This window comes from Bradyrhizobium sp. cf659, assembly GCF_900113725.1.
Classification (GTDB): domain Bacteria; phylum Pseudomonadota; class Alphaproteobacteria; order Rhizobiales; family Xanthobacteraceae; genus Bradyrhizobium.
On record NZ_FOQJ01000006.1, the window covers coordinates 123,413 to 144,807 of the forward strand.

The 21,395-nt window shown below is 64.3% G+C and carries 18 protein-coding genes; 5 read left to right on the top strand and 13 right to left on the bottom strand.

The annotated features are described in order from the left end of the window. The first annotated feature begins 308 nt into the window (after positions 1–308). On the top strand, positions 309–1,667 hold the full coding sequence (locus BM118_RS24720; RefSeq protein WP_244550230.1) for a sensor histidine kinase: 1,359 nt from the start codon (positions 309–311) through the stop codon (positions 1,665–1,667). Here BM118_RS24720 and BM118_RS24725 read toward each other — a convergent pair whose 3' ends face one another. Genes BM118_RS24725 through BM118_RS24735 form a run of 3 tightly spaced genes read right to left on the bottom strand, consistent with a single transcriptional unit; the run spans position 1,668 to position 7,445 of the window. Next, entirely contained in the window at positions 1,668–4,712 is a 3,045-nt protein-coding gene (locus BM118_RS24725; protein WP_092188165.1) for an efflux RND transporter permease subunit, read from the bottom strand. It abuts the gene before it with no gap. A gap of 34 nt (positions 4,713–4,746) precedes the next feature. Beyond that, complete coding sequence (locus tag BM118_RS24730) at positions 4,747–5,862, bottom strand: efflux RND transporter periplasmic adaptor subunit (protein ID WP_244550231.1); 1,116 nt, start codon at positions 5,860–5,862, stop codon at positions 4,747–4,749. After that, complete coding sequence (locus BM118_RS24735; RefSeq protein ID WP_092188167.1) at positions 5,859–7,445, bottom strand: efflux transporter outer membrane subunit; 1,587 nt, start codon at positions 7,443–7,445, stop codon at positions 5,859–5,861. The genes BM118_RS24730 and BM118_RS24735 overlap by 4 nt, the downstream gene beginning before the upstream one ends. An 84-nt stretch (positions 7,446–7,529) precedes the next feature. On the opposite strand from BM118_RS24735, the gene BM118_RS24740 reads away from it, so the two are divergent. Beyond that, positions 7,530–8,261: a TetR/AcrR family transcriptional regulator gene (locus BM118_RS24740; RefSeq protein ID WP_092188169.1), complete on the top strand. Its 732-nt coding sequence runs from the start codon at positions 7,530–7,532 to the stop codon at positions 8,259–8,261. A gap of 54 nt (positions 8,262–8,315) precedes the next feature. On the opposite strand, the gene BM118_RS24745 is transcribed toward BM118_RS24740, so the two are convergent. Then, positions 8,316–8,699 carry a hypothetical protein gene (locus BM118_RS24745; RefSeq protein WP_092188171.1) on the bottom strand — a complete coding sequence of 128 codons (384 nt, stop codon included), beginning with the start codon at positions 8,697–8,699 and terminating at the stop codon, positions 8,316–8,318. 236 nt (positions 8,700–8,935) lie between these two features. On the opposite strand from BM118_RS24745, the gene BM118_RS24750 reads away from it, so the two are divergent. Both BM118_RS24750 and BM118_RS24755 read left to right on the top strand, forming a co-directional pair. Beyond that, entirely contained in the window at positions 8,936–9,658 is a 723-nt protein-coding gene (locus BM118_RS24750) for a response regulator (RefSeq protein WP_210189063.1), read from the top strand. A gap of 58 nt (positions 9,659–9,716) precedes the next feature. Beyond that, positions 9,717–11,111 carry a sensor histidine kinase gene (locus BM118_RS24755; RefSeq protein WP_177234655.1) on the top strand — a complete coding sequence of 465 codons (1,395 nt, stop codon included), beginning with the start codon at positions 9,717–9,719 and terminating at the stop codon, positions 11,109–11,111. A 13-nt stretch (positions 11,112–11,124) separates the two neighbouring features. Here the strand turns inward: BM118_RS24755 and BM118_RS24760 are convergent, their stop codons facing one another. The 6 genes from BM118_RS24760 to BM118_RS24785 form a co-directional block, all read right to left on the bottom strand. Further along, positions 11,125–11,853 (bottom strand): response regulator transcription factor, encoded by a 729-nt coding sequence (locus tag BM118_RS24760; RefSeq protein ID WP_092188177.1) that lies wholly within the window; start codon positions 11,851–11,853, stop codon positions 11,125–11,127. A 170-nt stretch (positions 11,854–12,023) separates the two neighbouring features. Beyond that, positions 12,024–12,518, bottom strand: a complete 495-nt coding sequence (locus BM118_RS24765) for a hypothetical protein (protein WP_092188179.1) — start codon at positions 12,516–12,518, stop codon at positions 12,024–12,026. 243 nt (positions 12,519–12,761) lie between these two features. Then, the gene (locus BM118_RS24770) at positions 12,762–14,087 is read right to left on the bottom strand and encodes an MFS transporter (protein WP_092188181.1); all 1,326 of its coding nucleotides are present in this window, start codon (positions 14,085–14,087) and stop codon (positions 12,762–12,764) included. 119 nt (positions 14,088–14,206) lie between these two features. Next, the gene (locus tag BM118_RS24775; protein ID WP_092188183.1) at positions 14,207–15,055 is read right to left on the bottom strand and encodes a fumarylacetoacetate hydrolase family protein; all 849 of its coding nucleotides are present in this window, start codon (positions 15,053–15,055) and stop codon (positions 14,207–14,209) included. After that, positions 15,052–16,659: a bifunctional 3-(3-hydroxy-phenyl)propionate/3-hydroxycinnamic acid hydroxylase gene (locus tag BM118_RS24780; RefSeq protein ID WP_092188185.1), complete on the bottom strand. Its 1,608-nt coding sequence runs from the start codon at positions 16,657–16,659 to the stop codon at positions 15,052–15,054. Before BM118_RS24780 ends, BM118_RS24775 begins: the two co-directional genes overlap by 4 nt. Beyond that, positions 16,656–17,558 (bottom strand): VOC family protein, encoded by a 903-nt coding sequence (locus BM118_RS24785; RefSeq protein WP_092188187.1) that lies wholly within the window; start codon positions 17,556–17,558, stop codon positions 16,656–16,658. The genes BM118_RS24780 and BM118_RS24785 overlap by 4 nt, the downstream gene beginning before the upstream one ends. 171 nt (positions 17,559–17,729) lie before the next feature. On the opposite strand from BM118_RS24785, the gene BM118_RS24790 reads away from it, so the two are divergent. After that, the gene (locus tag BM118_RS24790; protein ID WP_092188189.1) at positions 17,730–18,428 is read left to right on the top strand and encodes a GntR family transcriptional regulator; all 699 of its coding nucleotides are present in this window, start codon (positions 17,730–17,732) and stop codon (positions 18,426–18,428) included. Between the two features lie 26 nt (positions 18,429–18,454). On the opposite strand, the gene BM118_RS41685 is transcribed toward BM118_RS24790, so the two are convergent. From BM118_RS41685 to BM118_RS24810, 3 genes are all read right to left on the bottom strand, one after another. Continuing rightward, entirely contained in the window at positions 18,455–19,441 is a 987-nt protein-coding gene (locus tag BM118_RS41685) for a peptidyl-alpha-hydroxyglycine alpha-amidating lyase family protein (protein ID WP_177234656.1), read from the bottom strand. A gap of 38 nt (positions 19,442–19,479) precedes the next feature. Continuing rightward, complete coding sequence (locus tag BM118_RS24805) at positions 19,480–20,151, bottom strand: 4-carboxy-4-hydroxy-2-oxoadipate aldolase/oxaloacetate decarboxylase (protein ID WP_092188193.1); 672 nt, start codon at positions 20,149–20,151, stop codon at positions 19,480–19,482. Between the two features lie 97 nt (positions 20,152–20,248). Then, on the bottom strand, positions 20,249–21,235 hold the full coding sequence (locus tag BM118_RS24810) for a LysR substrate-binding domain-containing protein (protein ID WP_177234657.1): 987 nt from the start codon (positions 21,233–21,235) through the stop codon (positions 20,249–20,251). Positions 21,236–21,395 lie beyond the last annotated feature (160 nt).

Consider the following 21,395-nt stretch of genomic DNA (forward strand, 5'->3'; position numbering starts at 1 on the left):
AACCCACGCGACCGCCATAACATCCTCGGATATCGGAGCGGCACGATAGAATGGAGCCGAATGAACTTGGATTAAGAGATGTTACAAAAGATTACGGCGGCGAAACGCGCATTGTCCCGGTTCGCCCCGTGGATCATGGCCTTCGCGCGTCATTCATCAAATGAAACACTTCGCGCCCTGCCCATCAGCGATGAATCTCCTACGGTGTTGCGATGCCAGCTCCTCTCGACACCACACGCTCCCCCGCCCACGACATTCGCACCGATTTCCCGTCACGCCTCTCCGCGTCGAACGTCGGAAAGCGCCTGGTGACGTTTATCCAGCGGATGCTGCCGCAAAACATCACGACCCAGATTACCGGCCTCGTCGCCGTCTCGGTGTCGCTCGGAATCGTGCTTCTGGCGGCGATCCTCTGGTTCCTCTACGATCCGCCCGCGCGCGACGACAGCCCGTTCTATGCTGCCGCACGCATCACCGAGATCACGCGGATCGTACGCGCCGCAAAAGGGGCGACGGAGATTGACGCGATACTGAATGCGATCGAGCGCAGCGGCCTCCAGGTCAGGCGCATCAACCTCGCCGATCTCGCGCCGGGCAGGACCGACGCCTTGTCCGCCCGTCTCGCGACGCATCCGCTCGAGTCGCGCCGCGACATCGAGATCCTGGACGGCGTCAGGGATCCTGCGGGTCCGCCGTCGCAGATCATCGCCCGGCTCGACGACAGTCATGGCCTGATGTTCAATCTCGCCGTCAGGACGTGGCCGATGTTCATCCCGCCTACCGCCCTGCTGTTGATCACGGTCGTGTTCTCCGCACTCCTCATGTCCATCTATGCCGTGCGCTGGGTGGTCGCGCCGCTGGCTGCGGTCGCGAGCGCCGCGACCTCCTTCGGCCGCTCGCAACAATCCTATGACGCGTTGAGCCGGCGCGGTCCCCGCGAGATCACCCAGGTCACCGACGCCCTCAACGAGATGCGGACCCGCATCCGCTCGCTGCTGAACGACCGCACCCGCATGCTCGCGGCGATCAGCCACGACCTGCGGACGCCGCTGACGCGGCTCCGGCTGCGCGCCGAGCAGATCCAGCAGGACAGTCTGCGCGCGCCGATGCTGCGCGATATCACCAAGATTGGCCGCATGCTCGACGACACGCTGGAGTATCTCCGGGACGACGCCAAGTCGGAACCGTTGACGCGTGTCGACCTACCGAGCTTTCTACAAACGATCTGCTCGGACTTCTCCGACATGGGGCATGCGGTGACCTATGCCGGTCCGGAGCACCTCTCCTACGCCTGCCATCCCCGCGCCCTGTCGCGTGCCGTCACGAACATCGTCGAGAATGCGGTCAAGCATGCCAGCACGATCAACGTGTCGCTCGGCACCAACGCCGGTGATGCGATCGAGATCGACGTTTCAGACGACGGCCCGGGTATTCCCGCCCCTCTCCTCGACCAGGTATTCCAGCCGTTCTTCAAGGTTGACGACGCCAGGGGCGAGAACAACAGCGGCTTCGGCCTTGGACTCTCGATCGCACTCGAGATCACCAAGCGGCATGGCGGCCACATCGAAATGCGGCCACGCCTGCCCACCGGCTTGCAGGTGCTGATGCTGCTGCCGCCCGAGGGGTCTCGCCAGGCCCCGACAGGTGATGGACCGGCATCGGGATGACTAGGCTGCGTCCTGACGCGCCGGACGGGCGATCAGCGCATAGGCCACGGGCACCACGAACAGCGTGAACAGCGTCCCGATCGAGAGCCCCGTCGCGATCACGAGCCCCATATTGTAGCGCGACACGGCGCCTGCGCCGCTCGCCGTGATCAGGGGCACGACGCCGAGCACCATCGCCGCCGTGGTCATCAGGATCGGCCGCAGCCGGATCGTCGCCGCCTCGATGATCGCGTCGGTGGGCTCCTTCCCGGCCGCGCGCAGCTCGTTCGCGACCTCGACCATCAGGATGCCGTGCTTGCTGACGAGCCCCATCAGGGTGAGGAGGCCGACCTGGGTGTAGATGTTGAGGCTGGCGCCGCCCACTCCGACGCTGATGAAGATCAGCGCGCCGGCGAGCGACATCGGCACCGACACCAGGATGATGACGGGATCGAGAAAGCTGTTGAACAGCGCAGCGAGCGCCAGGAAGATGATGATCACGGCGAAAGCGAACGTGGTGACGAAGCCGCCCGATTCCTTCTCGAGCTGCCGCGATGCGCCGCCGAAATCGACCGAGTAGCCGACCGGCAACGTCTTCGCCAGCTCCTTCAGCGTCGCCAGCGCGCTTCCCATGGAGACACCGGGCATCGCGACGCCCGAGATCGTCGCCGCATTGATCTGCTGGAAGTGGTTGCGCGACTGGGGAATGGTCTTGTTCTCGAGATGCGCCACGGTCGACAGCGGCACCATCGAATTGTCGCTGGCCCGAATGTAGTAGCCGAGCAGCTGGTCGGTGGTCAGCCGTTCGTTCTGCCGGGCCTGGGGGATCACCTTGTAGGACCGGCCGTCCAGGCTGAAATAGTCCAGATAGTTGCCGCCCAGCATGGTCGCGAGCGCACCGCCGAGATCGCTCATCTTCAGGCCGAGATCGCCGGCCTTGTCGCGGTCGAACATGACCATCGTCTGCGGCTTGTCGACTTTCAGGTCGGTGTCGAGGAAGATGAACTGACCGCTCTTGAGCGCCTGCGCCATGAAATTCCGCGAGACCTCGTCGAGCTCGTTGAAGGATCCCGTCGTGCCGATGACGAACTGGATCGGAAGCCCGTTGCTCCCTGGCAGCGGCGAAGGCTGAAACGCGACCGACCGGGTGCCGGCGATGGTGTTGAGCAGGTTCTGGAAGTCCGGCTGGAGCGTCTTGGTGGTGAGACTGCGCTGCTCCCAGGGCTTGAGCACCCAGCCGCTGATCACCTGGGTCGAGGTGTCGATCTGGAAGACGGTAGCGGTCTCGGGCCGCTTGGCCACGAGGTCGTAGAGCTGCCGCCCGTAGAACTGCCGCTGCTGAAGGGTCGCCGAAGGAGCGGCCGTGGTCAGCGAGAGAATGACGCCCTGGTCTTCGTCCGGAGCCAGCTCGCTGGTCGAGGTCGCGTAGAGCCAGGGGATGCCGGCGAGCAGCAGCAACGCGAACACGACCACGACGGGCTTCATGGCGAAGACCGCCTCGAGCCGGCGGCGATAGGCGCCGGAGAGCCACTCCAGCACATGGTCGATCCCGCGCACCAGGCGCGCCTCCCAATTGGCTGCATCGCGTTCGGTCTTGCGCAGGAGCCAGGCGCAGTTCATCGGCGAAAGCGTGAGCGCGATCACCGCCGACACCGTCACGGCACCCGCAAGCGTAAAGGCGAACTCGGTGAACAGCGCGCCTGTCAGGCCGCCCTGGAATCCCACGGGCACGTAGACGGCGATCAGGACCACGGTCATGGCGATGATCGGGCTCGCCAGCGAACGGGCCGATTCGATGGCGGCCTCGACCGGAGGCACGCCTTCGTCGATCAGCCGATGCACGCTTTCGACCACGATGATGGCGTCGTCCACCACAAGTCCGATGGCGAGCACGAGCGCAAGCAGCGTCAGGAGATTGATGGAAAAGCCCATCAAGAGCATCAGGCCGAACGTGCCGATCAGGGACAGCGGAATCGCGATGACCGGGATCAGCACCGAGCGCCAGGACCCCAGAAACAGGAAGACCACGACGATCACGATCAGCACCGCTTCCAGCAGCGAGTGGATGACCTCGTTGATCGAGGAGTTCACGAAATCCGTGGAGTCGTAGAGCACCTCGCCGGAGAGGCCGTTCGGAAGCTGCGCCTTGATGTCCGGCAGCACCGCCTTCACGCCGTTGATGACGTCGAGGAGATTGGCCGTTGGCGCGGCCTGGATGCCGATATAGACGGCGGTCTTGCCGTTGAACCGCGTTTCGGTGTCGTAATCGTCATTGCCCAGCGTCACGTTCGCCACGTCCCGCAACCGGATGATGGCGCCGTTGACGTTCTTGACCACCAGGTTCCGGTACTGCTCGAGCGAATGCAGGTTGGTCGATGCCGCCAGATCCACCTGCACGAGCCGGCCCTTGGTCGCGCCGAGCCCGGAGATGTAGTCGTTGCCGGAGAGCGCGGTCGAGACGTCGCTCGCCGTCAGGCCGTAGGCGGCGAGCTTATCCGGATCGAGCCAGGCCCGCAGCGCGAACTTCTTTGCACCCAGCAACTCGGCCGTCTGCACGCCGGAGACAGCCTGAAGGCGCGGCTGCACCACGCGCGTGAGGTAGTCCGTGACCTGGTTCGGCGCCAGCACCTCGCTGGCAAAGCCGATATACATGGCATCGATGGTCTGGCCGACCTTGAGCGTCAGGGTCGGCTGCTGCGTGCCGGTCGGAAACTGGTTGAGGACCGAATTGACCTTGGCATTGATCTCCGTCATCGCCTTGCCGGAGTCGTAGTTCAGCCGCAGATTGATCGTGATGGTGCTGGAGCCGGTGACGCTGCTCGACGTCATGTAGTCGATGCCGTTCGCCTGGGCGATGGCATTTTCCAGCGGCGTCGTGATGAAGCCGGCGATGATGTCGGAATCCGCGCCGGCATAGGCCGTCGTCACCGTGACGATGGCGTTCTGGGTCCGCGGATATTGCAGGATCGACAGCGTCGACATCGAACGCAGGCCGAGCACCAGGATCAGGGCGCTGACCACCAGCGCCAGGACCGGCCGGCGGATGAAGATATCGGTGAAACGCATCGCTAAGGCTGCCTGCTGGGACTCGTGGCCGGGTCTACTGATCGACGATATTGGGTGCGGCTTCGGCGACCGGCACATGGGAATTGTCGATCTTGACCGGGCTGCCATTGCGCAGCTTGAGCTGACCGGCAATCACCACCGTCTCGCCCGGCTTGACCCCCTCGTTCACCGCGATGCGGTCGCCCTTCGGTGACCTGGTCTTGACGAACATCTGGCGCGCCGTGCCCTGCCCGTCATGGACATCATCGACGAGATAGACGAGATCACCGTAGGAATTGTTGACGATCGCGGTCAGCGGCACCGTGACGACCTGCTCGGGCTTGCCGACGGCGATCTCGACCTTGGCGAACATGCCCGGCAGCAGCCGGGCCTCGCCGTTTCGCAAGGTGGCGCGGACCTGGACGTTGCGGCTGCTCGAATCGATCTTGGCGTTGATGGCCGTGATCTGTCCGGTGAAGCGCTCGGCCGGAAACGCATCGACGGCGATCGTAACGTCCTGCCCGGTACTGATCGCCGCGAGCGCCTGCTGCGGCAGGTAGAAATCGACGTAGATCGGATCGAGGCTCTGCAGGGTGACGATGCTCGTGCCGGCGCTCAAATATTGGCCGAGATCGACGGCGCGGATGCCGAGCCGGCCGGCGAACGGCGCCTTCAGCGTCTTCTGCTCGAGCAGGGCCTTCTGCTGCCCCACCAGGGCCTGGGCGTTCTTCAGATTGGCCTTATCGCTGTCGACCGTCGCCTGGCTGACGGCGTTGAACTTGATCTGCTCCTCGTCGCGCTTCAGCACGATGGCGTAGTTCTCGGCGGTTGCTTGCAGCGAGTTCAGCTTGGCGATGTCGTCGGTTGCGACCAGCGACAGCAATGGCTGCCCGGCCGCGACGCTGTCACCGGAGGAGAACTGGATATTCTGGACGATGCCCGCGACCTGCAGCGCGAGATCGGCGCCGTTGACGGCCCGCAGCGAGCCGACGGCGCTGAAGGTCGACTGCCAGGGCGCGTTGGCGGCCACCACGGTGGACACGACCTGCGGCGGATTCGCCATGCCCCCGATCGCCTTCCTGATCATCATGTCCTTGAAGGTCTGAAAGCCGTAGAGGCCGCCGAACAGGACGGCCATCCCGCTCAGCATGATCGTCATGCGCTTGATCATCGCATCGCTTCCTGGTTTTTCTTGTCGGGACCGGCGAAGTAGCCGGGATTGGCGCGCGGCAGCGCGTCGGGAGTCTCGTCCGCCCGATTCCACCAGCCGCCGCCGAGCGACTGGAACAGCGCGGCCGTATCGGTGAAGCGCGTCGCCTGCGCCTTGATGCGCGACACGCGCGCATTGAGATAGGACTGCTGGGCGTTGATGACGGTCACATAGGGGACCGCGCCGGTCTTGAATTGCTCGACCGCCATCGCGAGACTGTCCGCAGTCGCCTTCTCCGCGGCCGCCTGCGCCTTCAGCGTCGCGGCGTCGTACTGGATGGCGCGCAGCGAATCCGCAACGTTCTGGAACGCAGTCACCACCGCGCTCTTGTAGAGCGCCAGATCCTGCTCGAACGTCGCCACGTCGGCTTCCTTGGTGTGATACAGCGTCCCGCCATCGAAAATCTTCTGGCTGACGCTCGAGGCCGCACTCCAGACGATGGTGTCGGGCGAGAACAGCCGCTCCGGACCGCTGGCTCCATAGCTGCCCGACAGCGTGAGCTGCGGCAGCAGATTCGCGATGCCGACGCCCACGGTGGCGGTCGCCTGATGCAGCGTCGCTTCGGCCTGGCGGATGTCGGGACGCTGCCGCACCAGCGTCGAGGGCAAGGACACCGGCAACCGGCCCGGCAGACGCAGATCGGCAAGCCTGACATGCTCGCCACGGTCCTGGCTCGGCAGCCGCCCGAGATAGGCCATCAACTGGTTGCGCTGCTGCGCCAGTTGCTTCTGCAGAGGCGCCAGCGTTGCTCTCGCCTGCGCCAGCGTCGCCTCCTGCGAGAGCACATCCGATTTCGAGTTCGCGCCGATCTCGAACTGGTGCTGGATGCGCACGAGTTGGTCCGTCTCGGCCTTGATGATCTCCTCGGTCGCGGTGATTTGATCGCGCAGCGAAGCGTCCGTGATCGCGGCGGTGACCACGTTGGCGGTCAGCGCCAGATAGGTCGCCTCGAGCTTGAACGCCTGGTAGTCCGCCTGCGCCTGAAGGGATTCGACCTGACGTCGCGTGCCGCCCCAGATGTCCAGGGCGTACGACACGCTGACCGAGGCGCCATAGAGCGTATAGTTCGAGGTCTGCCCCGGCCATTGCCCCTGCTGGGCCGTCGTCCCCTGCTGGCGCTGCGCCGATCCGTCCGCGGTCACCTGTGGAAACAGGCTCCCCTGCTGCGCCAGCGCGTTTTCCCGCGCATTGCGCAGCGCGAACTGCGCCGCCTGGACATCGGGATGGTTGCGCACCGCCTCCTCGACGAAGGCGCTGAGCTGCTTCGATCGAAACAGCGTCCACCAGTACTCGGATATGTCGCCGCCGGAGGCGAAGCCCTGCGCGTTGCCGCCGGCAACCGGAGCGCTCGTCGTCGCCGCGAGGCGTTGCTCGCGCGTGAAACCATCGACCGCCGGGACCGAGGGCGGGATGAAATCCGGCCCGACGGCACAGGAAGCGAGCAAGAGACCGGGGAGAAGGATGCCGGTCCAGGCAAGCCCTCTGCCGCGCCGCTCGGCCGCAACGGAGGGCCTTCGCCGGCGTGGGTCGCGTTTGGGAGACATAGTCGAACTAAACCGTTTAGTTTTGTTTGGCGGGCATGTATGCTGCCAGCCTCGGGGAAATGTCAAGCCGCGGAGGAACGGGTCATGGCAGCTGCTGCGCAAAAGCCGCAAACACGACGGGCGCCGAATCGGATCGAGGCCAGCGAACGGCCGCGGGCAAAGGCGAAGTATCGCCAGATCCTCGACGGCACGCGCGGGCTGTTTCTCGACCTCGGCTTCGACGCAACGAGCATGGATGCGATCGCGCGCCATGCCGGCGTGTCGAAGGCGACGCTCTACGTTCATTTCGACGACAAGGACGACCTGCTGCTGGCGCTGGTGAGCGACGAGTGTCGCCGCTTCGGGCCGAAGACGTTGTGGCACGACGACGGCGGACCGATCGACCTCAGGAAGGGGTTGCGCACGATCGCAAAGACCTTCCTCGAAGGCTTTCTCGACCACAGAGGCCTGGCGATGCACCGGCTGATCATGTCCTGCGCCTCGCGCCATCCGCGCGTGGCCGAGGTCTTCATGAAGGCCGGGCCCGAACGCTGCGACGCCGAAGTGGCCGCATTCCTGCGCGCAGCGCAGGCGCAGCGGCTCGTCAACATCCCCGACATCAAGCTCGCGGCCACACAGTTTCTGAGCCTGATCCAGGGCAAGGTGATCCTGAAATGGGCTCTCTCCATGAATGCGCCGAGCGAGGCCGAGTGTCGCTCGCTGATCGAGGGAGGCATCGGCGTCTTCCTTGCCGCCTACCAACGCAATCCCACCGCCGCGAAAACCACCGGCAAGCAGGCCCATCAAAGTTCGGTGAAGGCGCGAGCTCGGCGTTAACATCGGCGTGTGGCCGCCTGGCTCGGGAACGAGACGATGAGCACGGCAGGGTTGCTACCGTCTGAGCCGCAGCTCCACCGCGCTGTCCGTGTAAGCGTCCAAGCCTCCGGCGACCTTCGCGAAGCGATGGCATTTGACGCCAATAATGGTCATCGTGATGCAGATGTCCTCGCCCTTGATCCCCCATGTCGCCGACACCGTCATAGGTCCCTCGAATGTCCCCGTGCCGTCCGGATTGAAGGTTATCCTCGCCTGGCGACCGCCCTCGCCCGTCGCAGCCCAAGGCCTGGAATCGGCGAGGATCTTTGCGGCCTGGGCCGGACGCAGGAACTCGCGCTCCGCCTGAGCCCGCACGATGCCGCCGGACGGCCCGAGCGCCGTCATGATCGCCGCCCCCGTGCGGATCACTCGCACTAATTTGATGATTGTCGGCCGCATGTTCGGTATTCCTTGCTCCGCTTCCTGCAAGCAGTTGATCGTCAATCCTGCGCGACGATCTCTACAGCCTCGATGCGTCGGCAGGATGAGCCGCAAGTTTCGGATTATTTCATTCTGTAACGTCCGGTCGGTTGCGTTGAGGACGGCCCCGCAAGGTCGCGGTCAAACGGGCGGCTGTTACACATTGTTACGAGAAAACGCTTGAGACGATCGAAAAACCGAAGGATGCCTCGATCATGTCGGCTCCCCACATCCTCATCGTCGACGACGATCCGAAAATTCGCTCCGGCCTGGCCAAGTTTCTCGGGCAGCAAGGCTTGCGCGTGTCGGTTGCGAGCGACGGAAAGCAGTTCCGGGAAAAGCTTGCGACGTCCAAGCTCGATCTGATCGTGCTCGACGTCATGCTGCCCGACGAGAACGGACTGTCCCTGCTGCGCCAGACGCAGGCCGACAACCCGGTGCCCGTCATACTCTTGACCGCGGTCGCCGAGGAGACCGACCGGGTGATCGGCCTTGAGCTCGGCGCGGAGGATTACATCTGCAAGCCATTCGGTCTCCGCGAACTCCTGGCCCGCATTCGCGTGGTCCTGAGGCGTCAATCCACTGTCGACGTCAACAAGTCCGCCAAGCAACAGACAGTGTTGGTGTTCGCCCGATGGACTCTGGACATCCGGGCGCGGACGTTGAAATCCCCGTCGGGCGCGCTGGTCGAGCTCACCTCCGGCGAATATGACCTGCTTCAGGCCTTCGTCGAGCACCCCAACCGCGTGCTCAATCGCGACCAGCTTCTGGACCTGGCGCGCGGCCGCACCTCGACGTCGGTCGATCGCACCATTGATGTCCAGGTCATGCGCCTGCGGCGCAAGCTGGAAGAGAACCCCGAGAATCCGACGCTGATCAAGACAGTGCGGAACAGCGGCTACATCTTCACACCGGTCGTCGAAAACAATGCTGCCTAAGGAACATGCCCTGAGCTGGATCCGGCGACCAGGAATTGGCCGCCGAATTGCCGCCGCCATGGCCCTCAGCCTGGTGGCCGTCCAGTCCCAAGCGATCTTCCAGGTCTGGCTGTTTTCGGAGCCGCAAATACGGATGACCGGAGCGCGATGGCTCGCAGAGCAGACAAGCAGCCTCGCCGCCGAGATCTTCGCGCGACCGGCGCTGGATCGGGCCTCCAAGGCAACGCAATCCAGCTCGCTCCTGTCCGTGACGTGGTCGAGGGAAAAGCCGATCGACAAGTCGGACAACGGCCAGAACCCGACCTACGCCAGGCTGGGCGCGACGATCAAGGCTGCACTTGGTGACGGTATTCGGACGGTCGAGGTCTACGATGCCGGGTTTGCCGTCGCGCCCGTGGTTCAAACGATCAAGACGCAGGTCGTACCGGCCTCGGTCGGCGCCTCGTTGGGCGCCACGCCCATGGCGCCGAGCGAGCCGGAAGCGCTCGTGCCGGCCAGCCTGAGGATCGCCGTTCAGGGCAGCGATAGTTCCTGGGTCAGCGTGTCATTCGCGGAATCGGTCGGCGGCTTGAACCATGCCCTGCCCCTGCTTCCCCTGATCGGCGGCGGCCTGATCATCGCGATCATTTCCACGCTGCTGACTCGCCGGATCGTCGCGCCGCTGGACAGGCTGGTCGAGGCCGCGGACCGGATCGGCAAGACGCGCGATTTCGTTTCGGTCTCCGATCAGGGCCTGTACGAGTTCGGTGTCGTCGCCAGGGCGTTCGAGGACATGCAACGGCGCCTGTTGTCCTTCGTCAAGGAGCGCACGCAGATGCTTGCGGCGATCTCTCACGATTTCAGATCGTCCTTGATGCGAATGCGAATTGCCGCCGAGCAGCTCGACGCGGAGGATGATTGCAACGCCATGATGTCCGAGATTTCGGACATGACGGCGATGGTCGACACCACCCTCGCCTTCGCAAGCGGAGAGACGACCGAGGCGACGACCCAGCCGATGGATCTGGCCGCGCTGCTGATCAGCCTGGTCGACGAAGCCACCGACAATCGCCACGATTGTAGCTATGACGGCCCCGATCATCTCGAAATCGTCGGGCGCCTGATTTCGCTCAAGCGGGCTTTTCGAAACCTGATCGACAACGCCGTGAAGTACGGCGCGGTCGCGCGGGTGAAACTGACGGCAGGCGGCCAGCACATCGAGGTCGGCATCAGCGACGACGGGCCCGGCATACCCGACGACAGGACCGACGAGGCGATGGCACCTTTTCGGCGGCTGGATCACGCCAGAAGCGCCAAGATTCCCGGCACCGGATTGGGCCTCGCGATCGTGCGCGACGTCGTCCTGAGCCATGGCGGATCCATCGGGTTCAAGACCGACGATGGCACAGGATTTACCGTGACGATTTTGCTGCCCAAATTGAGCTCGCGGCCATCGGCCGTTCGCCGGTGCTGACCGGCAGACATCGTCAGGCGCCGGCGTTGGCGCCACGGATGGAGTTGACGTCGGACGTGAACTGATACCCGCCGTTGCGGATCGTGCTGATGAGGCCGCCATCGGTCTCTGCAAGCAGCTTCCGGCGCAACCGGCTGACCAGCACGTCGATTGATCTCGCCGCGTCATCTGTCGTTCGCCGATCCATCAGATCGAGCAATTGCGATCGCGACAACTTCCTTCCGGCCCGCGCAACGAACGCAGCCAGCAGATCGAACTCGGCCGACGTAAGCCGGAGTGATGAACCGTTGGGTCTCGTCACACGTCTTTCCTTGACGTTCAGCCGCAGTCCTGCAAACGAATAGGTATCAGCAGCTTGATGGCCGCGGTCGACGATCCGCAACCTCGCCCTGATGCGGGCCACGAGCTCCTTCTCGTCCACCGGTTTTTCGATGCAATCATCCGCGCCGAGCTCGAGCCCGATGACGCGATCGATGGGATCACCACTGCCTGTGAAAAGGATGATGGGGACGAGGACGCCCTTCTCCCGCAATCTGCGACAGGCTTCGAGCCCGCTCCCGTCGTCATTGGCAACGTCCAGAACGACCGCGTCGACTGTATTCGTCTCGAGTTCGTGGAGCGCGTTGCGTCCCCGGCCGATGGCCGTCGTTGCGAACTGATGAGCCGCAAGACAGGCGCCGATCGTCCGTCGATCCACTGGAGAACCGGAAACGAAAAGAATATGAGGCAGTCGTCTCGACATCACATCGATTGCTGAATTGGTCGAGCAGCAACATAACGCCTCACAGGTTCCGGCTGATGAGCGGCGTGTTCACTTGTGTAACAAACGATTGCAGCCGTGCCGTCCCACTGCCGAACGCAGCATGGACCGCCTTTCGTGCCATTGCCCGGCAGCTGAGCTTCTGCCCGTCACTACATATCCTTGTTCAGCTCGATGGCGACTTGCGAGACCCAGGCGCCGGGGGCATCCATGACGAAGGACTGCCGGTTGCCCTTGGTCCGGATCGTCACCAGGGCTGCGACGGTGTTGCCTTCGATTCTGGCTTCGATCAGCCCGTCCTCCGCGCTGGTTCCGTAGATCTTGCCGCCCTGGCGGTATTCGCTCTCGAACCAGTTGCCCGAGAAATTCGCTCCGTTCTGCTCGATGTTGGCAGACAGGATCATCCTGTAGGCCTCGCTTGCGCACCGCAGCTCCAGCGTCAGCGAGCGGCCGGGCTTCGTGACATTGTAGGCAACCTTGCAGCGTACCCTCTCGCGCGGACCGTCGGCGGGCTTCATCGAGCCCATTCCGGACCACGAGCCGGCCAGGGCGTCCAGAGTCGCTCCCGCAGGGGATGAGATCACGGTCGCCAGCACGAGGCAGACGGCACCAAGGCCCCTTGGCGTCACGGACAATTTTAGGGACATCGCGGCGGTCTCCGATTCCAGCGTTTGAATCGATCCTACCCGAGGTCCGCCGGTCAAACTTTGGCGAAGATATTGAGATATGTTGCAGAACATGGCCGAAGTGCGCGGCGGTCGCTGCAGGCGGCGGCTTGAACCGCCGCGTCGTGATCCAAACCGCGCGCCCTGGTTCAGAGAAATGACCGCCACCGAGATCGCACCGATGCATCGCTACCAGCGGACGGGGCCTCCGCCTCGCCATTGACTTTACAACGGGCGTTTCATGCTCTCCGGGGCCAGCAGAATGCCGATGAAGGCGCAGACTGCAATCACCTCAAAATACAGAATGACAGACGTGAAGCTGCCGCCGGCTCCCATCAAGGCGGTGCCGACCAGCGGCGCGATGCCGCCACCGAGGATGATGCCGAGCTGCTTGCCGAGCGATGAGCCGCTGACCCGGATCTCGGTCGGAAACAGCTCTGCGGTGAAGGCGGCTTCGGGCGCGAACATCAGCGCGTGGATGATCCCGATCGAGACGACGAGGCCCAGGATCAGCAGCGTCGGATCCTTGGTCGCGACGAGCTGGAAGTAGATCGAGTACCAGGCCGCGGCAAGGAGGATGCCGAGGGCGATGAAGGGGCGCCGGCCGAAGCGATCGGAATAGCTCGCGATCAGCGGCACCATGCACATTTCCAGCACGTTGGCCACCATGGTGCCGAAGGTGACGGTGGACTGCGCCATGCCCAGCGTCTTCACGGCATAGCCGAGCACGAACACCGTGCTCATGTACTGGAAGGTGCTGTGCACCATGTTGGCGAGGCAGCCGAACAACACCGATGTCTTCCACGAGCGCAGCACGTCGAGCAGCGGCGCCTTTGGCCGCGCGGCGGAGACCTGCACCGCCTTGAACAGCGTGGATTCATCGACCTGGAGGCGGATGTAGGTGCCGAGCACCACCAGCACGAGGCTCAGCACGAAGGGCACGCGCCAGACCCATTGCGCAAAGTCCTGCGGCGTCGAGACGAAGCCGAGAAGAGCGATGAAGCCCGAGGCCAGGATCACGCCGATCGGACCGGAGGCGTTGACGAAGGAGGCGAAGAAGCCGCGCCTTGCCGAGGGCGCGTTTTCCAGCGTCAGCGATACCGCGTTCATGTATTCGCCGCCGAAGGCAAAGCCCTGGGCGAAGCGCAGCGCTACCAGCGCGATCGGCGCAAGCAGCCCGATCGCGTCATAGCTCGGCAGACAGCCGATCAGGAAGCTCGCGATGCCCATCAGCATGAAGGTGATCGTCAGCATCGCCTTGCGGCCGAGCCGGTCGCCGTAATGGCCGAACACCATGCCGCCGAGCGGGCGGGCGACGAAGCCGACGGCGAAGGTCGCGTAGACCGCCAGCATGCTCGCCGTCGAATCCATCCTGGGGAAGAAGAAGCGGTCGAATACCACGGGCGCGGTGAAGGCGTAGATGAAGAAGTCGTAGTGCTCGATCACCGAGCCCAGCGAGGAGGCGATCACGAGCTTGCGGAACGCGGGCGTAATTGGAGCCGCCGCCGCGGCTCCGTTCGCGCCGACCATGACATCTGCACTGTTGCTCATGACGTTTCCCCTCGTTGGTCTTGTTTGTATTGTCTTCAATCAGCAGCATGCCGGCGTGCAGACGAAGCCAAACGAGCTTCGCCGCCGCCGTTGCCGGCAGCTTCCGTCGGATGGATCGGTCACCGCGCCTCGTCCGTGATCGGATTGCGCAGCACGCCTAGCCGCTCGACCTCGACCTCGACGACGTCGCCCGGCTTCATCCATAGCGGCGGATTGCGCCTCGAGCCGACGCCGCCCGGCGTGCCGCTGACGATGACGTCGCCGGGCTCGAGCCGCGTGAAGGTCGAGCAATATTCGATCTGGCGCGGGATATCGAAGATCATCTGTTTGATGCGCGCTTCCTGCACGACCTCTGCGTTGAGGCGGGTCGTGAGCTTCAGCTCTGCGAGTTCGCCGAGCTCGTCCGGCGTCATCATCCACGGGCCGAACGCGCCGGTGTCCGGAAAATTCTTGCCGGGCGTGAACTGATGGGTGTGACGCTGGAAATCACGGACGCTGCCGTCGTTGTAGCAGGCATAGCCGGCAACATGGCCCATCGCCTCGCTGCGGGAGATGTAGCGTCCGGCCTTGCCGATGATGACGGCGAGCTCGCCTTCGAAGTCGAGATCGGTCGAGACGCGCGGCCGGATGATCGGCTTGAGATGCCCGGTCTGGCTGTTGGCGTAACGTGCGAAAATCGTGGGGTGCTCGACCTCGGTGCGGCCGGTCTCTTTGCGGTGCGTCTCGTAGTTCAGTCCGACGCAGAGAATCTTGTCGGGGTTCGGAACGACCGGCAGCCAGGTGAGCTTCGCAAGCGGCGTGGCCGCAGCCTTCGACCTGGCCTCCGCAACGTCCGCAAGGGCACCCGCGATGGCCGCCCGGAGATCGGCATAGCGTGACGCGAGTACGGTCCCGACATCGAAAAAGTTGTCGCCCTCGACAAGGCCCCAGGTCGTCCGTCCGTCGATCGCAACGGTTGCGAGCTTCATGCTGTCTTCTCCATTTTCAGATCCGGTTTGTGGTTGCCGCGCAGGCGTGAGCTGATGTCGTGCAAGAGCCGGCTGAGTTCGGACGCGCTGCGCGCCGTCCCGAACACGTAGTGATCCGGGCGCACGACCGCGGCGACGACGCCGTGACGGTCGAACCAGCCGGCCAGCACGCCGTCGATTTCTTCCAGAGTGAGGGGCTTTCCAGCGCCGGCGGGTGCGATGGCCGTTGCGGGCAGGTCCGGGTGCGCGGCGCAGAGCGCGGCGAGCGACGATGCGTCGCTACGCCGGCCGTCGATGAAGACGCGCAGGCCTGGGCCGGTCATCTGATCGAGCAGCCGAGGCCCGCCGTCACTGGCGATGCGCGGCTGCGGAAACAGGCTGCCGCGTGCCGCACCGTCCTGCTCCGAAAGAAAGCCTGCGCGCAGCGGCGGGATGATCTCCTGCCGCGTCAGCACCAGCGGCTTACCGCCGCCCTCGGAGAGAATCTGCGCATCGCGCCGTCGCGCGGCGGCCGGGTCGCGCTCGCAGATCGACTGGCCGATCGCCTTGATCTTGCCGGTCAGCTCGATGACATGCTGCTTGCGCTCGGCGGTGTAGCTGTCGAGCAGGCCGTCGGGCGAGCTGCCCTTCAGCACGCGATCGAGCTTCCAGACGAGATTGGTCGCATCGCGCAGCCCCTGGCACATACCCTGGCCGATGAAGGGCGGCTGCTGATGCGCGGCATCGCCGGCGATGAGGACGCGGCCATTGCGCCAGTCGGCAGCGACCAGGGCGTGGAAGCGATAGGATGCCGCGCGCCACAGCTCGCCATCCGCAGGCGCGAGCCACGGTGCCAGCAACGACCATACGTTGTCCGGCCGCTCCATCGCCCGCGGGTCTTCGCCCGGCAGCAGCATGATCTCCCAGCGGCGATGGTTGTTCGGGCCGATCAGAAAGCTCACGGGCCGCGCCGGGTTGCAGAACTGCGCCGAGCTTTGGGGCAGCCTTGCGATCGCGTCGGGATTGACGCGCACGTCGACCACGAGCCACGGCTCGTCGAAGATCAGGTCTTCCAGCGCGATACCGGCGATCTGCCGCACCGTGCTGGACGCGCCGTCACAGCCGAGCACGTAGCGCGCCGTCACCGATCGCAACTGTCCGTCGGCATCCCGCAGCTTCGCCTCGACGTGCTCGGGCCGCTGCACGAGATCGACCAGTTCGACGCCGAGCGCGGCACCCACGCAATCAAAGCTCAAAGCGTGACGGCGCAGCTCGGCCTCGACCGGCGGCTGGCTGAACACCATGCTCGGCGTGTAGCCGAGCGGGTAGGGTTTTGCGACCATGTCGATGCGACGGATCAACTGGCCGTCAGCGCCAAAATGTTCGGAAGCCGTGAAAGGCTCGACGTGAGGCGAGATTGCCTCGGCCACGCCCATGTTGTCGAAGTGGCGAAAGATCTCGTGATCGAGCGCGATCGCGCGCGGCTTGTCGTAGATGCCGGCGAGCCGGTCGACGACCAGCGTGCGATGGCCAAGCCGACCGAGCAGGCCGCTCGCGACCGCGCCGGTCGGTCCGAAGCCGACGACGAGCACGTCATAGCCGGTGGCTGCGGAAGACATCGTCATGCGCGCCCGCCGGCGTCGAACAGCACGGCGAGCTGTGCCGCCTTGCAGGCCTCGCTCTTGGGCGCCGCGATGCCCCATTGATCGGTGCGTCCCGGCGGCCAGACCCATTCGGCCGGTCCCTTCGCGCGATAGCTGTCATCGACCTGCAAGACTTCGGCGGTGTATTCGATGACGACACCGGTCGGATCGACGAAATAGGCGAACACATTGTCGCCGGGTCCATGCCGGCCGACGCCCCAGCCGATCGGGAAGCCGTGATCGACCATGCGGCCGGAGCCGCGCATCACCGACTCCAGGTCCGGCATCAGGAAGGCGACATGGTTGAGGCCGTTGACCTTCGCCTCCGCGAGAACGACAGCGTGGTGGTCGCTGTTGCAGCACAGAAACGCCATCAGCTTCGAGCGGTCAGTCTGGCGGAAGCCGAGAACCTGCTGATAGAAGCTGGAGAGCTGTTCGACGTCGGCACTGTTGATGTTGACATGCGCAAGCCGCTCGGGGCGGTCGGCCGCGACGCGCGCCGTCTTGGTGCGATCGCCATGGACGAACTCCAGGCAGCAGCCCTGCGGCTCCCGGATCACGAAATGCACGCCGCCTGACGGTGTTGGCGACGGGCCGGGCGGCGTGATGACTTCGCAGGCCGCTTCGCGCGCGCGGGCAAACAGGCGGTCGAGATCCTCGCGCGAACGCACGCGAAAGCTCACCTTGCGCAGCGCCGGCCGCTCGCCTTGTGTGAGCTCGAGAACGTGGAAGTCGGATCCCGTCGCCGCGAGATAGATCGTGCCATCGGCGTTCGCGACGAAATCGAGTCCCCAGACCTTGGCGTAGAAATCGGCCGAGGCACCCAGCTGCGGCGTCGTCAGCTCGACACTGCGCAGAGCGGCCACCGGGAAATCGGACATCGGGCTTCCTCGTCAGTGGTCGCGGACTGGAGCTGACCTGGTCGCGACCGAATCTGTTGCTGCTGGCCAAGGAGTAATATATATAAAATAGCCAGTAAAGCATAAATTTATAAATTATCGGTCGAGGGTTGGCTGATGTACAAAAAATGCCGATGAATCAGTGGGACTCTCATGCGCTCTGACCTGTCGAGCCCGAAGATGGAGGCGCCGGCGACGCTGGCGACGACCATCTATGCCCGCCTCAAGGCCGACATCCTGACCACACGCCTCGCGCCCGGGCGCAAGCTCCAGTCGCGCTTCCTGATGGAGCACTACAATGTCGGGCAGACGCCGCTGCGCGAGGCGCTCAACCGTCTGACCACGGAGGAGTTCGTCATCGGCATGGAGCAGCGCGGCTTCTACGTGAAGCCGGTCAGCAAGGACGAGCTCCAGGAGCTGACCAAGACGCGCTGCTGGGTCGAGGGCCTCGCGCTGCGCGAGTCCATGCAGAACGCGACGCAAGACTGGGAGGAAGCCCTCCTGGTCACGCATCACAGGCTCGACCGCACCCCGCGCTCGCTCGACCCCGAAAAGTTCGAGGACAATCCGGACTGGGAGAAAGCGCACCGCGCCTTCCATGCGACGCTGATCGGGCTATGCGGCTCGCGCCCGCTGCTTGGCTTCTGCGAGCAGCTCGCCGACCGGCTCTATCGCTATCGCATGATGTCGATCGCAAAGGCCTATCCGATCCGGAAGGTCGGCGCCGAGCACGCGCAGATCCTTCAGGCGGTGCTCGACCGCAAGACCGACGACGCCGTCGCGCTGCTCCAGCAGCACTATCGGCGCACGGCCGACGTCATCTATTCCGATCTCGAGACGGTACTCACCTAGCACCGTCAGGCCGTCGAGGTTCGCCTCTAGCGAGGATCTTCCGCGACGCGCTCCAGTTTCTGCAAACAGCGCGTTGTGCGGACCACGGCCGGCATGTCCTCGTCCGGAAAATTCGTCTTCCAGTCGGTGACGCCGACCTCACCGACATACATGTCGCCCCTGGAATCCAGTGCGATGCCATGCGGCGCGAGGAATTTGCCGCTCGCAAGACCGGGACCATCCTCGCCGCCGAGCCGCGCGATGCGCTTGCCCTTGGCGTCCACGATCGACAGCCGCGGGCCGAGATTGGGTACCTTGCGGTTGACCGGCATGGCGGGGCCGAGCTCGCCGATCACGAAGGTCGGGTTCTTAGCCCCACCGCAGCAGCACAGCGCGCATGGCCGGTGCAGGTTGTTCCACTGCGTCTCGTATTTGCCGTTGCCGTCGAACACCTGCACGCGATGGTTCTCGCGGTCTGCGACATAGACCCAGCCGTCGGCGTCGGTGACGATATTGTGCACGATGTTGAACTGGCCGGGGTCGGTGCCGGGCGCGCCCCAGCTCCTGATCAGCTTGCCGTCCGGTGTGAATTTATGGATGCGCGCGTTGCCGTAGCCGTCGGAGACGTAGATCTCGCCCTTCGGTGACAACGCGGTGTGGGTGCAGCGATGGAAGGGATCGCCGCTCATGAACGGCGATGGCTTTTCGGGAACGCCGATCGTCAGCAGCACCTTGCCGTCGGTCGTGCACTTGCGCACGGTGTGGTCGCCGTCGTCGGTGCAGTAGAGATTGTCATCGGCATCGATGGAAAGGCCGTGGGCGCGGGAGAACAGCCCCTCGCCCCAGCTGCGCAGGAAATTGCCGTCGCGGTCGAGCACCACCATCGGATGGGCACCGCGGTTGAAGACGTAGATTCGGTCGCGGCTGTCGACCGCGACCGAGGCAACGTCGGTGAGCTGCCAGCCATCCGGCAGCTTCGCCCAATTGTCGACGACGCGGTAGCGATGCTCGCCCGAGCCGAGAATGGCTGCCACTGGTTTTCCTGTTATTGCTCGCTTGTGGCGCCTGCCGCTCAGGCGAAGGTGCAGCCCTTGGATTCCAGCACCTTGCCGATACCGGAGAGCTCGAGGATGTCCCCGCCGGCCTTGAGCGCCTTCATCACGCCGGCTTCCTTGTCCTCGCGCGCCGCGGACTTCACGCAGACGTCGGCGATGTTCTCCTTGGGCACGATCACCACGCCGTCGTCATCGGCACTCACGATGTCGCCGGGACGGACGGCAATGCCGCCAATGACGATCGGCTGGTTGATAGTGCCGAGGGTCTCCTTGACGGTGCCCTTCATGCAGAGGCCGTAGGAGAAGACGTTGAAGCCGGTGGCGCGCACCGCCAGTCCGTCGCGAACGCCGGCATCCGTGACCAGGCCGACAATGCCCTTGGCGACGCAGGCCGTCGCCAGCACCTCGCCGAAGCCGCCCTGCTCGGGGTGATCGCCCGCGCTCACCACGAGCACATCGCCCGGCTTGGCCAGCGAAATCGCCGTGATCAGCATCATGTTGTCGGCCGGATGGCAGCTCACCGTCAGCGCCGGCCCGCAGGCGCGCATCCCGGAATAGATCGGCTTGATGCGGGAGGTCAGCGCGCCCGATCGCCCCTGCGCCTCATGCAGGGTGGACGGAGGAAACTGCTTGATGCGCTCGACGAGGTCTGCACCAGGCCGATCGAATGTTCTGACGACGTGAACCATGGTCCCTCCGAGGGTCCGCAATCTGCGCTTCACCTCAGATAGTCGACCGTCTCACATCGGAGAATTTCAGATTTTGGGATTGCCACATCGTGTTTCGTTATGGCTCGTTCTTCTGACCCTCCAGAGGCGATGTTGGGGCCCCCTCTGCGATGGTAACCGCGCCGGGAGGGATATCGAACTGCCCCCAGGTCTTGACGATGATCTCGAGCAATATCTTGTAGACGGCGAAGGCGGCGTCGGACAGGGCGGCGTTATCGGAAATGCAGAGCGACATCTGCTGCGAGGCCGACGGCGCATTGATCCGCCGAATGCAGAGTTCATCCAGGTTCGGCAATGCCTTTGCGATGGAGATGGGGAGCACGGCAGCCCCCACTCCGGCTGCAATCGCCGAAGACAGGGTCGATTGGGAATGGATCTCGGCGACGATGCGCGGGCGCAGTCCCACTTCAGCGCAGACCCGCTCGACCGTCTGTCGCAGGAAGGATTCCCGATATGGAAGAAGCAGGTCGAATTGTGCGACCTCCTCCGCCGAAACCTCCTCCGGAGGCGTCTGCTCCGAATATATGCTGCGGGGTGCGACAAGATAAAAATACTCGCGCATCAGCGGCTTGTAATCGAGACCGGTCACCGGGCGATCGCCGTAGAGGACGGCCATATCCATGCTCCCCTTCAGCATCATTTCGCTGAGCATGACCCCGGAGCTGTCGTAAATGTGCGGCACGATGCCGGGATAGCGTTCACGCACCTGCATCAACAGCGGGGTCGCGAGCAATGCCGCCGAGCTCAGCGGGGCCAGGCCGATCGTGACGTTGCCGGTCAACTCCGGCTTGTTGTCCAGAATGGTGCGCCTCGCCTCTTCGATCTGCCGCTGGATCGACTTGGCATAGCGATAGAGGATTCGTCCGGCCTCGGTGGGCTTGACCCCGCGGGCGCTGCGATCGAGCAGCTTGCACTTGAATTCCGCCTCCAGGCTCGCAATGTGCTGGCTCAGGGCCGGCTGTGCGACATTCAGCACCTTCGCCGCGCTCGTCATGCTGCCGAGATCCACGACCTTGGTGAAGGCCTCCAAACGTTTCGTATCCAATACGGCGCCTCCGGATATCCAGACAGGGAGCGATGCAGCAGCAATAGGCTGAAGCTATGGGATCAGAAGGAATTGTTCTTACCACCTGGAACCTGAGGGGCCTATAGGTAGTGCTGCACTCGTCCGCCGCTCGCGTTACAGCCGACGCCATTCGGGGTTG

What these genes read in the sequence shown, in the direction of transcription:
- BM118_RS24725 (WP_092188165.1), bottom strand. Translation starts at nt 4,712, where the DNA reads ATGCGTTTCACCGATATCTTCATCCGCCGGCCGGTCCTGGCGCTGGTG.
- BM118_RS24730 (WP_244550231.1), bottom strand. Translation starts at nt 5,862, where the DNA reads ATGATCAAGCGCATGACGATCATGCTGAGCGGGATGGCCGTCCTGTTC.
- BM118_RS24735 (WP_092188167.1), bottom strand. Translation starts at nt 7,445, where the DNA reads ATGTCTCCCAAACGCGACCCACGCCGGCGAAGGCCCTCCGTTGCGGCC.
- BM118_RS24740 (WP_092188169.1), top strand. Translation starts at nt 7,530, where the DNA reads ATGGCAGCTGCTGCGCAAAAGCCGCAAACACGACGGGCGCCGAATCGG.
- BM118_RS24745 (WP_092188171.1), bottom strand. Translation starts at nt 8,699, where the DNA reads ATGCGGCCGACAATCATCAAATTAGTGCGAGTGATCCGCACGGGGGCG.
- BM118_RS24750 (WP_210189063.1), top strand. Translation starts at nt 8,936, where the DNA reads ATGTCGGCTCCCCACATCCTCATCGTCGACGACGATCCGAAAATTCGC.
- BM118_RS24755 (WP_177234655.1), top strand. Translation starts at nt 9,717, where the DNA reads ATGGCCCTCAGCCTGGTGGCCGTCCAGTCCCAAGCGATCTTCCAGGTC.
- BM118_RS24760 (WP_092188177.1), bottom strand. Translation starts at nt 11,853, where the DNA reads ATGTCGAGACGACTGCCTCATATTCTTTTCGTTTCCGGTTCTCCAGTG.
- BM118_RS24765 (WP_092188179.1), bottom strand. Translation starts at nt 12,518, where the DNA reads ATGTCCCTAAAATTGTCCGTGACGCCAAGGGGCCTTGGTGCCGTCTGC.
- BM118_RS24770 (WP_092188181.1), bottom strand. Translation starts at nt 14,087, where the DNA reads ATGAGCAACAGTGCAGATGTCATGGTCGGCGCGAACGGAGCCGCGGCG.
- BM118_RS24775 (WP_092188183.1), bottom strand. Translation starts at nt 15,055, where the DNA reads ATGAAGCTCGCAACCGTTGCGATCGACGGACGGACGACCTGGGGCCTT.
- BM118_RS24780 (WP_092188185.1), bottom strand. Translation starts at nt 16,659, where the DNA reads ATGACGATGTCTTCCGCAGCCACCGGCTATGACGTGCTCGTCGTCGGC.
- BM118_RS24785 (WP_092188187.1), bottom strand. Translation starts at nt 17,558, where the DNA reads ATGTCCGATTTCCCGGTGGCCGCTCTGCGCAGTGTCGAGCTGACGACG.
- BM118_RS24790 (WP_092188189.1), top strand. Translation starts at nt 17,730, where the DNA reads ATGCGCTCTGACCTGTCGAGCCCGAAGATGGAGGCGCCGGCGACGCTG.
- BM118_RS24805 (WP_092188193.1), bottom strand. Translation starts at nt 20,151, where the DNA reads ATGGTTCACGTCGTCAGAACATTCGATCGGCCTGGTGCAGACCTCGTC.